General features: G+C 65.1%; 10 protein-coding genes. 9 read left to right on the forward strand and 1 reads right to left on the reverse strand.

Going from position 1 to position 13,309, the window contains the following annotated elements; all coding sequences use genetic code 11:
• From BJQ90_RS00885 to galE, 8 genes are all read left to right on the forward strand, one after another.
• Positions 1–898 (forward strand): carbohydrate ABC transporter permease (locus BJQ90_RS00885; RefSeq protein WP_226758428.1); only part of this gene is annotated, 898 nt, incomplete at its 5' end.
• Positions 895–1,836 carry a carbohydrate ABC transporter permease gene (locus BJQ90_RS00890; protein ID WP_226758429.1) on the forward strand — a complete coding sequence of 314 codons (942 nt, stop codon included), beginning with the start codon at positions 895–897 and terminating at the stop codon, positions 1,834–1,836. The genes BJQ90_RS00885 and BJQ90_RS00890, both read left to right, overlap by 4 nt.
• Positions 1,837–1,838: 2 nt before the next feature.
• Positions 1,839–3,914: a beta-galactosidase gene (locus BJQ90_RS00895; RefSeq protein WP_226758430.1), complete on the forward strand. Its 2,076-nt coding sequence runs from the start codon at positions 1,839–1,841 to the stop codon at positions 3,912–3,914.
• Positions 3,915–3,923: 9 nt separating this feature from the next.
• The gene (locus BJQ90_RS00900) at positions 3,924–4,709 is read left to right on the forward strand and encodes a DeoR/GlpR family DNA-binding transcription regulator (RefSeq protein ID WP_226758431.1); all 786 of its coding nucleotides are present in this window, start codon (positions 3,924–3,926) and stop codon (positions 4,707–4,709) included.
• A 103-nt stretch (positions 4,710–4,812) separates the two neighbouring features.
• Positions 4,813–7,023, forward strand: coding sequence for an alpha-galactosidase (locus BJQ90_RS00905; RefSeq protein WP_226758437.1), 2,211 nt, complete (start codon positions 4,813–4,815; stop codon positions 7,021–7,023).
• A 1-nt stretch (position 7,024) separates the two neighbouring features.
• Positions 7,025–8,125: a galactose-1-phosphate uridylyltransferase gene (galT, locus tag BJQ90_RS00910; RefSeq protein WP_413463618.1), complete on the forward strand. Its 1,101-nt coding sequence runs from the start codon at positions 7,025–7,027 to the stop codon at positions 8,123–8,125.
• Positions 8,122–9,294, forward strand: coding sequence for a galactokinase (galK, locus tag BJQ90_RS00915; RefSeq protein ID WP_226758433.1), 1,173 nt, complete (start codon positions 8,122–8,124; stop codon positions 9,292–9,294). The genes galT and galK overlap by 4 nt, the downstream gene beginning before the upstream one ends.
• A gap of 101 nt (positions 9,295–9,395) precedes the next feature.
• Positions 9,396–10,364, forward strand: a complete 969-nt coding sequence (galE, locus tag BJQ90_RS00920) for a UDP-glucose 4-epimerase GalE (protein ID WP_226758434.1) — start codon at positions 9,396–9,398, stop codon at positions 10,362–10,364.
• 298 nt (positions 10,365–10,662) lie between these two features.
• Here galE and BJQ90_RS00925 read toward each other — a convergent pair whose 3' ends face one another.
• A complete protein-coding gene (locus tag BJQ90_RS00925) occupies positions 10,663–10,824 on the reverse strand; it encodes a hypothetical protein (protein WP_226758435.1) in 162 nt (53 codons plus the stop codon).
• Between the two features lie 1,047 nt (positions 10,825–11,871).
• On the opposite strand from BJQ90_RS00925, the gene BJQ90_RS00930 reads away from it, so the two are divergent.
• Entirely contained in the window at positions 11,872–13,185 is a 1,314-nt protein-coding gene (locus BJQ90_RS00930; RefSeq protein ID WP_226758436.1) for an ABC transporter substrate-binding protein, read from the forward strand.
• The last annotated feature ends 124 nt before the right edge of the window (positions 13,186–13,309 follow it).

The raw sequence follows: 13,309 nt of genomic DNA on the forward strand, positions 1-13,309 counted from the left end.
GGCGGGGCGGGTCCGGCGGCTTTCCCGCCGCGATAAGTGGGTCCTGGCCTTTATGGTGGGCCTGCCCACCCTCATCCAGTTGGTCCTGGTCTGGATCCCGACGCTGCTCTCCGCCGCGTTGGCCTTCACCCGGTGGAACGGCCTGAGCCTGGAGGACATCAAACCCGCCGGGGTCGATAACTTCGAGTTCATCGCGCAGAACTATCCGCCGTTCTGGCCCGCCGTCCAGCACAACGTGCTGTGGCTGGTCTTCCTCGCGCTCATTGCTACTCCGCTGGGACTCCTGCTCGCCATCCTGCTGGACCAGAACATCCGCGGCAGCAAGATCTACCAGAGCATTTTCTTCACCCCCGTTATGCTCTCGCTGGCACTGATCGGCGTCATCTGGCAACTGTTCTACAACCGGGACACCGGACTGCTGAACTTCCTGCTTGGCACCGCGGGCACACCCCAGGCCGTCGACTGGTTCGGCGATTCCAACGTGAACATCTGGGCCGCACTGATCGCGGCCACCTGGCGGCACGCCGGTTACGTCATGATCCTGTACCTGGCCGGCCTCAAGGGCGTCGACCCGACCCTGCGCGAAGCAGCCCAGATCGACGGCGCCAACGCCGTGCAGACCTTCTTCCGCGTCATCTTCCCGGCCATGCGCCCGGTCAACGTCATCATCATCGTCATCACCGTGATCGAGTCCCTCCGGGCCTTCGACATTGTGTACGTCATCAACCGCGGCACCAACGGCCTGGAACTCATCAGCGCCCTGGTGATCCAGAACCTCGTCGGCGAAGGTCAGGTGATCGGCGTCGGCTCCGCCCTGGCGGTCATCCTTCTGGTCATTTCCCTGGTTCCCATTACCTTCTACCTGTCCCGTGCATTCGGAAAGGACAAAGAGGCATGAGCATCTCCAAGCCAGCCCCTGCCGCAGCTACGGGTAACAACGTCGCCGGAGGGCAGCGCACCGGCACAGGCGGCAAGAGCCGGGGGCCCGCCAAGAAGCACTTCGGCATCCACATTTTCCTGACCGTGCTCGCCGTCATGTGGCTCATCCCGCTGGTCTGGACCGTCTTCACGGCACTGAGGCCCAAAGCCGACACGGACAAGTACGGCTACTTCAGCTTCGGCGGGACCTTCAATTTCGACAACTTCATCCAGGCCTGGACCCAGGGCGGCTTCGCCCAGTACGCCTTGAACTCCGCGCTGATCACCATCCCGTCCGTCGTCCTGGTCCTGTTCTTCGCCTCGATGATGGCGTTCGCGGTCAGCCGCGTGAACTGGAAGTTCAACATCACGCTGCTCATCATGTTCACCGCCGGGAACCTGCTCCCGCCCCAGGTCCTCGCGGCGCCGCTGTTTGAAATGTTCAAGCTGCTTGAGCTCCCCTATTCCGTCAGCGACTCCGGGAGCCTGCTCAACACCTACATCAGCGTGATCGCCGTCGACACCGCCTTCCAGATCGGCTTCGTCACCTTCGTGCTCTCCAACTATATGAAGGCGCTGTCTTCCGAACTGACCGAGGCGGCCCTGGTCGACGGGGCGGGCATCTGGCGCCAGTACTGGGAGATCATCCTGCCGCTGTGCCGGCCGGCGCTGGCCGCCATGGGCACTCTGGAAGTCATCTTCATCTACAACGACTTCTTCTGGCCGCTGCTGTTCATCCAGAGCGGTGACCGGCTTCCGCTCACCACGGCCGTGAACAATCTCCAGGGCCAGTTCCTCTCCAACTACAACCTGATCGCCGCGGGCGCCATGATCACGGCAATCCCGGCCCTGATCATCTACCTCATGCTTCAGCGGCACTTCGTGGCCGGCCTGACCCTCGGCTCCAGCAAAGGATAAACGTGGACTTCAACAACACCGCCGCCATGGACTACATCACCGCGCGCCTCGGCTCCGAGGGATCGCCGATGCTGGCGTTCGGCGGGGACTACAACCCGGAGCAATGGCCCGAGGAGACCTGGGAGGAGGACGTCCGGCTGATGCGGGAGGCCGGCGTCAACCTCGTCAGCGTGGGCATCTTCAGCTGGTCGCTGGTGGAACCGGCCGAAGGAGTGTATGAGTTCGGCTGGCTGGATCGGGTCCTTGACCTGCTCGATGCCAACGGGATCCGGGTGGACCTGGCCAATGCCACCGCGTCCCCGCCGCCGTGGTTCAGCCACAAATACCCGCAATCCCTGCCGGTGACTGCCGACGGTGTCCGGCACAGTTACGGCTCACGGCAGGCCTTTGCGGCTTCCAGCTCGGACTACCGCCGGGCTGCGGCCGCCCTGACGGAGCAGATCGCGTCCAGGTACAAGGACCACCCCGCGGTGGTCATGTGGCATGTACACAACGAGTACGGTTGCCACAACCAGCCAGACTATTCGGACGGTGCCGCGGCGGGTTTCCGGTCCTGGCTGGAAGACCGCTACGGGACGATCGAGGCCCTGAACGATGCCTGGGGCACCGCGTTCTGGTCCCAGCGCTACACTGCCTGGGAGGAGATCCTGCCGCCGCGGACCTCCGGAACGTGGGTCAATCCCACCCAGCAGCTGGATTTCGCCCGCTACTCCTCGGACGAACTGTTGGAGTGCTACAAGGCTGAGGCGGCGATCATCCGCTTCCACTCACCGCATCCGGTGACCACGAACTTCATGGGCTTCAACATGGGACTGCACCAGCCGGTGGACTACTGGCGGTGGGCGGAGCAGATGGATGTGGTCTCCAACGACCACTACCTGATCGCCGAGGACACCCGGAAATTCCAGGAGCTGGCCGCGACGGCGGACCTCACCCGCGGCTGGGCCAACGGAAAGCCCTGGTTGCTGATGGAGCATTCCACCTCCGCCGTCAACTGGCAGCCGCGCAACATCGCCAAAGCGCCCGGGGAGATGCTGCGCAACGCGCTGCAGCATGTGGCCCGCGGCGCCGACGGCGCGCTCTTCTTCCAGTGGCGGGCTTCCCGTGCCGGGGCGGAGAAGTTCCACTCCGGGATGCTGCCGCATGCCGGGACGGACACGAAGGTGTGGCGGGAGGTCGTCCAGCTGGGCCAGGCGCTGCGCAGCCTGGCCGAGGTCAGCGGCTCGGTGGTCACCGGCGCGTCCGGCCGCGTCGACGTCGCCATCATCCACGACACCGGCGCCCGCTGGGCCTCGGAACTTGATTCGCACCCCAGCGTGGATGCCTCAAACGTCGCGGAAACCCGGCGCTGGCACGATGCCTTCTACCGCGCTGGCATCCCGACCGACTTCCGCCAAAGCACGGACGATCTCTCCGGCTACCGGCTCGTGGTGGCCCCGATGCAGTACCTCGTGACCGACTCCGGTGCGGCGAACCTGGACGCCTATGTGCGGGCCGGCGGCCACCTGGTCGTCACGTATTTCTCGGGTATCGTGGACGAAAATGACCACATCAGGCTTGGCAGCTACCCGGGCGCGTTCAGCGGGCTGCTGGGCGTGCAGATGGAAGAGTTCTTCCCCCTGCGCGCCGGTGAATCCGTGGAGCTGAGCAGGTTCGGTGACGGTTCCTTCTGGAGCGAACTGGGACAGCCGACGACGGCGGAGGTCCTCGCCGAAGCGGTCGGGGGACCCGTCACCGGTTCCCCGGCTGTTACCCGCAACGCGGCCGGAGACGGCAGGGCCTACTACGTGGCGACGAGCCTGGCCCCCGAGGGCATGGCCGCGCTGCTGGCATTACTCTGCGAAGATGCCGGGGTTGAACCGCTCCTCCAGAACCTGCCGGAAGATGTTGAAGTGGCCCGGCGCAGCAAAGAAGGCACGGACTGGACATTCGTCATCAACCACAGCTCCGAACGCGTTCAGCTCCCCATTAGCGGCCTCGAGCTCATCGGCGGCGAGGACCTGGGCGGGGCTCTCGAACTGGCCGCCGGGTCAGTCGCCGTCGTCAGGTCCCCCCGTTCCCCGTCAGAAGCCCAGTAAGGACGCAACATGCTCGCCCCCGCACGTCATTCCGCCATTCTTGCCGAAGTCCAGCGTGAGAGAATTGTGCGCGTCTCGGATCTGGCGCAGATGCTGGGTGTGTCCCTCATGACCGTCCGCCGGGACATCGACTCGCTGGACGACGCCGGGCTGGTGGAAAAGATCCACGGCGGGGCCAAACTCCCGGGAGGGGTCAGCACCCATGAACCGGGATTTGAAGTGAAGTCCACCCAGCTGGAGGCGGAGAAGACGGCCATCGCACGCGAGGCGGCGACTCTGGTCCAGCCAGGGATGGCCGTAGGTATGAGCGCCGGCACGACCACGTGGGCGCTGGCCAAAATCCTCTCCAACGGGCCGCGGATCACGGTGGTGACCAACTCGCTCCGGATTGCTGATGTCTTTCATGCCGGCAACACACAGTCCACGGTGATCATCACCGGAGGGGAGCGCACCCCGTCGGACGCTTTGGTGGGGCCGTTGGCCACGTCGTCGCTGAAGCAGCTGCACCTCGATCTGCTCTTCCTGGGAGTCCACGGTGTCGACGCCGACGCAGGATTCACCACACCAAACCTGCTGGAGGCCGAAACAGACCGGGCCTTCGTCGCGGCGGCGCGCAAGGTCGTGGTCCTGGCAGACCACACCAAATGGGGCAGCCTGGGCCTCTCCACCATCGCCAACCTTGAGGACGCCGACGAACTCATCAGCGACGACCAGCTGGGAGTGGAGGCCCAGCGTATCCTGCGCGAACACGTCGGCCGGCTGCGCACGGCGGCCACGTCGGTCATCGCCAGCTGACCTGCCACCGCACAATTTCGTCCGTCCCTTCGCTTTGACGACCTACCCTGGAGCCGACTTGAACGCCCTGCACCCGAACATCCCCCACCCGGACGCCCCGCGGCTGGAGCCTCTTCACCTGCGCCGTGCAGGGACGAGCCTGCTGATCGACTTCGCCACCGGCGAGCCGGCCGTGCTCCACTGGGGTGCGGACCTCGGACCGGGACTGCCCGATCTGTCGCTGCTGGCGGACCCCGTCGCCGCCTCCTCCCTTGATATTCCAGTGACGCTGGGGCTCCTTCCGCAGCCGTCTTCGGGTTGGCGCGGGCGGCCCGGGCTGCGCGGGAACCGGAGCGGCCAGGGCTTCTCGGCCCGGCTCCGGGTTACCTCAGTGGTTACCGCTGCGGAGGATGATTCACCTGACGCCGTGGTAACGCAGACAGACCCGGATCTGGGGATCACGGTCGCCACTGAGATCACCCTTAATGACGGCGGCCTGCTGCAGATACGTCACCGGTTGACCAACGACGGCGCCGATAGTTACCAGGTGGAGGAACTCGCCGCAGTCCTTCCGGTGGGCCGCGCCGCCGTCGAAATCCTGGACCTGACCGGCCGCTGGTGCCGAGAAGCCCACCCCCAGCGCCTGCCGATGCGGCAGGGTACCTGGGTCCGCTCGGGACGGCACGGGCGGACCGGCCATGATTCCTCACTGCTACTGGCCGCCGGAAGCCCGGGATTCGGCAACCGCTACGGCCAAGTCTGGGCCGTGCACCTGGGCTGGAGCGGCAACCACGAGAGTTTCGTCGAGACGATCGGAGACGGCCGTTCCGTCATCGGCGCCTCGGAACTGCTCGGCTCGGCCGAGATCACCCTCGCCGCGGGAGCCAGCTACGAGACGCCGTGGCTGTTTGCCGCCTACTCCGGCGCCGGCCTCGACGGCATCAGTGACGCCTTCTATGCCTGGTTCCGCGACCGTCCGCACCATCCCGGGGCGCGCTCCGGCAAACCCCGCCCGGTGGTGCTCAACGTCTGGGAGGCGGTCTACTTCGACCACAGGCTTCCCGCCCTGCTGGAGCTGGCCGAGTCCGCCGCCGCGCTCGGCGTCGAGCGTTATGTCCTGGACGACGGCTGGTTCCGCGGCCGGCGGAACGATCAGGCCGGCCTCGGCGACTGGTACGTCGATGATCAGCTCTGGCCCGACGGGCTGACCCCGCTGATCGACGCGGTCACCGGCCACGGCATGGAATTCGGCCTGTGGGTCGAACCCGAAATGATCAACGAGGACTCGGACCTCGCCCGCGCCCACCCGGACTGGATCGCGGGACCGGGCCGGCCCGCCGCCGCGGACACCGCCGGACACGCCTCACCGGGCCGGCTGCCGGAGCGCTGGCGGCACCAGCAGGTGCTGGACTTGGTCAACCCGGAGGCCTGGCAATACATCTTTGACCGGCTGGACGCACTCCTGAGCGAGCACCGCATCAGCTACCTCAAGTGGGACCAGAACCGGGACCTGACCGAGATGGGCCACGACGGGAGCCCGTCGGTCCATGCCCAGACACTCGCCGTGTACCGGCTGCTGGATGAACTGCGGAAAGCACACCCCGACGTCGAAATTGAGAGCTGCTCCTCAGGAGGCGCCCGCGTGGATCTCGGCATTCTGGAACGCACGGACCGGGTCTGGGCCTCCGACTGCAACGACGCCCTGGAACGCCAGAGCATCCAGCGGTGGACCGAGGTGGTGGTGCCGCCCGAGCTCGTAGGCGCCCATGTCGGCCCCACGACATCGCACACCACCGCCCGCACACACGACCTGTCGTTCCGCGCCATCACCGCCATGTTCGGCCACTTCGGCCTGGAATGGGATGTGCGCCAACTAGACGGCGCCGAACGGAGCGAGCTCGCGGCCGCCATCACGCTGTACAAGGACTACCGGACGCTGCTGCACAGCGGTCGGATGGTGCGGACCGATGAGCCGGACCCCTCGCTGATGCTGCACGGCGTCGTCTCCCACGACGGCTCTGAAGCGTTGTTCGCACTGGTGTCGGTGGCGACGTCGTACGCCGAAGTCCCCGGACGGATCCCGCTCCCCGGGCTGCGGCCCGATCAGAACTACCGGGTGGAGGTGGTCTACCCGACCCCCGGCAGCGGGCACACCTTCACCCAGGTCCACCCGCCGGCGTGGCTGTCGTCCGGAGTTGATGCCAGCGGCCGGTTCCTGGCGGAGTCGGGCCTGTCGATGCCTGTCCTGAACCCGGAACACGGCCTGCTCCTGAGCGTCCGCGCCTCCGGCACGGGCGTCCCCAGTTCTGCTGAAGACGCCGGGAGGCGCGTCTAGCATGGGCGGGATCATGAAACGGTCTTATCAGCTCTCCGACGGGCGGGACATCATCTACTTCGATGATGCGGACACCGCACTCCTGCCGGAGCGTGGCCCCGATCTGCGCGCAGCGGCGGTGCGGCCCCCGACGGCGACGATGCGGCAGGACGTGTTGACGGGCGAATGGATTTCAGTGGCCTCGGCACGTCAGAACCGGGTTGTCCTGCCGCCCTCGCACCTGGACCCGCTGGCCCCGGCTTCGACCGGGAACCCCTCGGAGGTTCCCAGCCTCTACGATGTGGCCGTCTTCGAAAACAAGTCCCCCTCGTTCGGGCCGGACCTGACCGGCCCGGGTTCACCGGAGGGACTTGAGGATCTCGCCAGGGTCGGGCTGGGACGCAGCCGGCAGTCCGTGGGACGGTGCGAAGTCGTGTGCTTCTCCCCCGAACACACCGGATCGCTCGCCGCGCTGTCGCTGTCCCGGATGCGGACCGTTGTGGAGGCCTGGGCGGACCGGACGGCGGCTCTCTCCGCTATGCCGGGGGTCCAGCAGGTCTTTCCGTTTGAGAACCGGGGCGAGGCCATCGGGGTGACGCTGCACCATCCGCACGGGCAGATCTACGCCTACCCCTTCATCACGCCGCGCACGGCCCAGCTCATCCGCTCGATCGAAAACTACGGTGGCTCGCTCTTCGAGGATATCCTCCGTTTCGAGCAGAGGTCCGAGCGCGTGGTGCTTCAGGGCGAGCACTGGACCGCCTTTGTTCCCTTCGCGGCGCGGTGGCCGCTGGAGGTCCATGTCCTGCCGCACCGGCACGTTCCCGACTTGGCCGCCACCACCGCCGAGGAACGCGACGAGTTCTCCCATCTCTACCGGCGGCTCTTGCGCGGCGTGGACGCCCTGTACGCGACGCCGACCCCCTATATCTCCGCCTGGCACCAGGCGCCCGTGCACGCCCACCGGGACGACATCCGGCTGATGCTTCAGCTGACATCGCCGCGGCGGGAAGAAACAAAGCTTAAATACCTTGCCGGTTCGGAGGCAGCGATGGGCGCGTTCATCGCGGACATCGCGCCGGAAACCACAGCCGCCCGACTCCAGGAAGCCATTGAGCCATGACCGGACATTCACGCCACGACCTATTGCGCCAGGGAACCGAATACTTCACCAGGGAGTTCGGCGTTGAGCCGGACGGACTGTGGTCCGCACCCGGACGCGTGAACGTCATCGGTGAACACACGGACTACAACGACGGCTTCGCTTTTCCCATCGCCATCGACAAGCGGACCGTCGTGGCGGCACGCGCCCGCGGAGACCGCATACTCAGGGTTGTCAGCAACGGCTTCCCCGGCGTCGTGGAGACGAGCCTGGATGATCTGAACCCCGATTCCCTGGCGGGCTGGTCCGCCTACCCCCTGGGCGTGGCCTGGGCGATGGCGCAGGCCGCACCTGCCGGTGACCCCACCGGCGTGGATCTGGCCCTGAGCTCAGACGTTCCACCCGGCGCAGGGCTGTCCTCCTCGGCCGCCGTCGAGTGCGCAGTGGCCATGGCCCTGAACGATCTGTGGAAGCTCGGCCTGGGGCGCCAGACGCTGGCCCGGATCGGCCAGCTGGCCGAGAACCGCGTCGTCGGCGCCCCCACCGGCATCATGGACCAGTCGGCCTCACTTCTCGGCGAGCCGGACCACGGCATTCTGCTCGACTGTCAGAGCCTGCACACGGAAAGCGTCCCGCTCGGTTTCGCCGCCGCGGACATGGGACTGCTCGTCATTGATACCCGCACGAGCCACTCCCACGCCGACGGCGGCTATGCCAGCCGCCGCCGGTCCTGTGAGGATGGTGCCCAGGCGATGGGCGTTGGCAGCCTTCGGGCACTCGGCCCCGGCGATCTTCCCCGCGCAGCCGACGTGCTGGACGGGCAGACATTCCGCCGGGTCCGCCACATCATCACCGAGAACAGCCGGGTGCTGGACACCGTCGCTGCCTTGCGGACCGCAGGCCCGGCCGCCATCGGAGCGTTCCTCAACGAATCGCACATGTCCATGCGCGACGACTTCGAGATCTCCACACCGGAACTGGATCTGGCCGTCTCCGCCGCGCAGGCCCTGGGCGCCCTGGGCGCGCGCATGACCGGCGGAGGCTTCGGCGGCGCCGCCATCGCCCTGGTCCGAAGCAGCGACGCCGACAGGGTTGCCGACGGAATTGCCCGGGAATTCGCCCGCGCAGGCTTCTCAGTCCCGCACATTTTTCCCGTCAGCGCCTCGGCCGGTGCCCGCCGGGAACTGTGACCTGCCCGCCGGGACAGACGAAGAATCTGGGCCTGCCAGCCGTGAACAAGCAGAAATCGAAGGACGAAAATGCATAGCATCCCATACCGGAAGGCGTCATCATGACCTGGCTTGTTACCGGCGGTGCGGGCTATATCGGTTCCCACGTCGTGAAGGCCTTCACCGCAGCGGGCGTTGATTGCCTCATTGTGGATTCCCTCGCCAGCGGACACCGCAGCTTCGTCCCCCCTGGCGTGCCGTTGGTGGTTGCCAGCATCCTTGACACCGGGACAGTGGCGCGTGCCATGGCCGAGCACCACGTCACCGGTGTCGTTCATCTGGCCGGATTCAAATACGCCGGGGTATCGGTACGCGAACCGCTGTTGACCTTTGAACAAAACGTGGAGGGCACGGTCTCACTGCTCCGGGCCATGGAAACAGCGGACGTGGAGCGGCTCGTTTTCTCATCCTCCGCGGCCGTCTACGGCACCCCCAACGCCGAACGGGTGACCGAGGAGACGGCGACGGGGCCGGAGTCCCCGTATGGGGAGAGCAAGCTCGCAGGTGAATGGCTGGTCCGCGATCAGGGCATCGCCACAGGGCTGAAACACACCTCCTTGCGGTATTTCAACGTTGTCGGTTCGGGCTCGCCCGAACTGTACGATTCAAGCCCCCATAACCTTTTTCCCCTACTCTTCCGGGCGCTGGCCGCAGGGCAAACACCGAAGATCTTCGGCAACGACTACAGCACGCCTGACGGAACCTGTGTCCGGGACTACGTACACGTTACTGACCTCGCCACGTCACACGTGGCCGCAGCACGGGCACTGGACTCCGGCGTACCCCTCGAGCGGGTCTACAATCTGGGATCGGGCGAAGGGGTCTCCGTACACCAAATCATGAACACAGCCAGACAGGTCACAGAGATCGATTTCGAGCCGGAGATCGCGCCCCGGCGCCCAGGGGATCCCGACCGGATTGTCGCCGCCGGCGATCTGGCCGCCCGAGACCTGGATTGGCGGATGCGCCATACCCTGGAAGACATGGTGTCCAGCGCATATCATGCGCAGCGGCTCGCTGCCCATACTTGAATCGAGTAGGCGCATTAAAGTTCGCCGGGTTCTCTTGAGTCTCGTTGGGGAAATTATCCTCGGACAAGCGGAAAAGCGGGTGCACCTTCCCGAAGAAATGACGGATCCGCAGGATGGGAATACGCGTCGTGTAGTCGCGATGTTGAAGGCGGCCAACAAGGGTGAACGTCCCCCTTCACCAAAGCCAGAAACACGGCATCAATGATGTCCCTGCGGAGCTCCCGCAGCAGTGACATGCTCCGATGGGTGGCTGCAAGAGGTGGCCGGGTCCGTCTCCTGTTGTATCTCCTGCAGGCGTTCAGCAGCCACAGATTGCCTTCCCCCAGGACACCGCCGGCCCGCCCGAGAACAGCAGGTACAGAACAGTGATCTGCAGTGTGAACACCAGCAGACGGACGCTCCGGACGCCGGTGACCAGGCGGAAGCTGCGGCGCTTCTCCACGGTCGAGTCGAAAGTCATGCGTGCCGAGATGTACCGGAAAGCCCTAGCTTAGGAGGTTGCGGCCAAGCATCTCCCTGATAGTACGGACGGCGATCTCTTCCAGGTCCGGGCGAGCTGCGCGGAAGGCGACAAGCAGCTCGTCGTCTTTGTCTGCCCAGGTTTGACGAATGCGAGGTCCATGGCGGCTGCGATGTGGGCGTGGTCGAAGCCAGCGGCCTCGGTCAGGATGGTGTTGGCGCCCGCGTCCCCTGCCAGCCGGACCAGAGTCCATTCTTCAACAAGCCAAGATTCACCCCACCACAATCGCACGAAAAGACTTCCCTGCGGTACAAAACTTGGCGGCTCACGACACCTTCAGGAGAACCGGGCCTTCGTCGGGTGTCTCAAGGGTAAAACAAAGATCCGCGGTGACAAGTCATTGTCCACCCTGGCACAGGGAGATTTCCTTTTCGTGACACCCGACGAATCGCGGCTGACCGTCGACCCCGGCGGGGAGATTTTCGTTGCAACAAAAGCGCTCTCCGGTCGCGCCCACAATTATCCTCAAGCCGTTGGTACCGACCAACCCTGAGCCAGAGATCTCGTGGGTCCAGCGCAACCCTAACGCCGGATTTCACTTTTTCACAAGCCACCCCAACAAGCCTGCTGTCGTCATTTCCAACCACATGCTGGAACAGTTCGCCCGGGGATGGCTCCAGATCTACCCGCAAGCCAGGATCCTTGCCGCATCATCGAACGAGCAGCGGCGAATGCGGACGCATACTCTAGACGGGTTTGGTCGGGCCCCATTGGCAGGAACAAGCCCAGGCCATCAACGCGGCGCCGGTCATCCGATACCGGACCATTGGGCCGCTGAAAACCGCCCCGCAGAAGTCTGGATGCGAGGCCAGGGTCCGGGGCGGACGACTGCGTGCTTCGTTTCTCCCTGATCCTGGACGACCGTGCGATTCTACTTTCTGAACCACGAATGTTCTGTTTTGACTATTGACGTTCGCAATTGATCGGTTATGATTGGAATGTGTGTGAGGAGCTTCACATTTGGTCGGTCTTTTCAAAGGAGAAACAATGACAAGTCACGAAGACGCGCTCTCGTCCATTCGAGGCGGATGGGACCGCCGCACACTGCTGAAGACGTTGGGTGTGGGCGCCGTGGCCATGGCCGGGGTCCCGCTGCTGACGGGCTGCACAGGCGGCAGCGGTCCCGCGGCCAGCGGCGGAAGCAAGGCGCTGACGTTCGGTTCCGGATCCTCGGATGAAGTTCCCAAGGCCGCCTACAAGGCCGTCACCGACGCCTTCACGAAGAAGTCCGGCATCACCGTCAACACCAATGTGGTGCCGCACAACGACTTCCAGAACAAGATCAACACCTACCTCCAGGGCAGCCCGGACGATACCTTCACCTGGTTCGCCGGCTACCGGATGCAGTACTACGCCGACAAGGGTTTGCTTGCCCCGATCGACGATGTCTGGGAGAAGATCGGCGGGAACTACTCCGACGCCCTGAAGAAGGCGTCCACCGGTGCCGACGGAAAAATGTACCTGGTCCCGAACTACAACTACCCCTGGGGCTTCTTCTACCGGAAGAGCCTGTGGGCCGAGAAGGGCTACCAAGTCCCGAAGACCTTCGATGAGCTCACTGCGCTGTCGAAGAAGATGCAGGCCGACGGCCTGATCCCGATCGAATTCGCGGACAAGGACGGCTGGCCCGCGATGGGCACGTTCGACTACCTGAACATGCGCCTCAACGGCTACCAGTTCCACATGGACCTCACGGCCCACAAGGAATCCTGGGACCAGAAGAAGGTCAGCGACGTGTTCGACACCTGGAAGGCCCTGCTGCCCTTCCAGAACCCCAACGCCCTGGGCATGACCTGGCAGGACTCCGCCAAGAACCTCGGCGACAAGAAGTCCGGGATGTACCTCCTCGGTTCCTTCCTGACCCAGCAGTACACGGACAAGGCAGTCGCCGACGACATCGACTTCTTCCCGTTCCCGGAAGTCGCCATGGAGGGACGCGACGCCGTCGAGGCTCCCATCGACGGCCTCCTGCTGACCAAAAAGGGCGGCCAGAACCAGGCCGCCCGGGACTTCATGGCCTACCTCGGCACCCCCGAAGGCCAGGATGTCTACGCCTCCGTCGACCCATCCAACATTGCCACCGCCAAGGGCACCGACACCTCCAAGTTCTCGCCGCTGAACAAGAAGATGGCGGACGCCATCTCCAACGCCAAGAGCATCAGCCAATTCTTCGACCGCGATGCCCTCCCCGCCATGGCCAACAACGTCATGATCCCGGCCCTGCAGTCCTTTATCAAGGACGGCACTGTCGACGTCAAGAATCTCGAAGCCCAGGCCAAATCGCTGTACGCGGCCCAGTAACGGCTGAACCAAGACAACCCAAACGAACCAGATCAAGGAATCGTCGTTGTGACTACATCAACCGATACAAGCCCCGCCCGGGCGCAGCGCCCAGCCGCCGCCCCGGCGGGGCGGGTCCGGCGGC

Origin of the sequence: Arthrobacter sp. SO3, assembly GCF_020532825.1 — a bacterium.
In the GTDB taxonomy this organism is placed as follows: Bacteria; Actinomycetota; Actinomycetes; order Actinomycetales; family Micrococcaceae; genus Arthrobacter.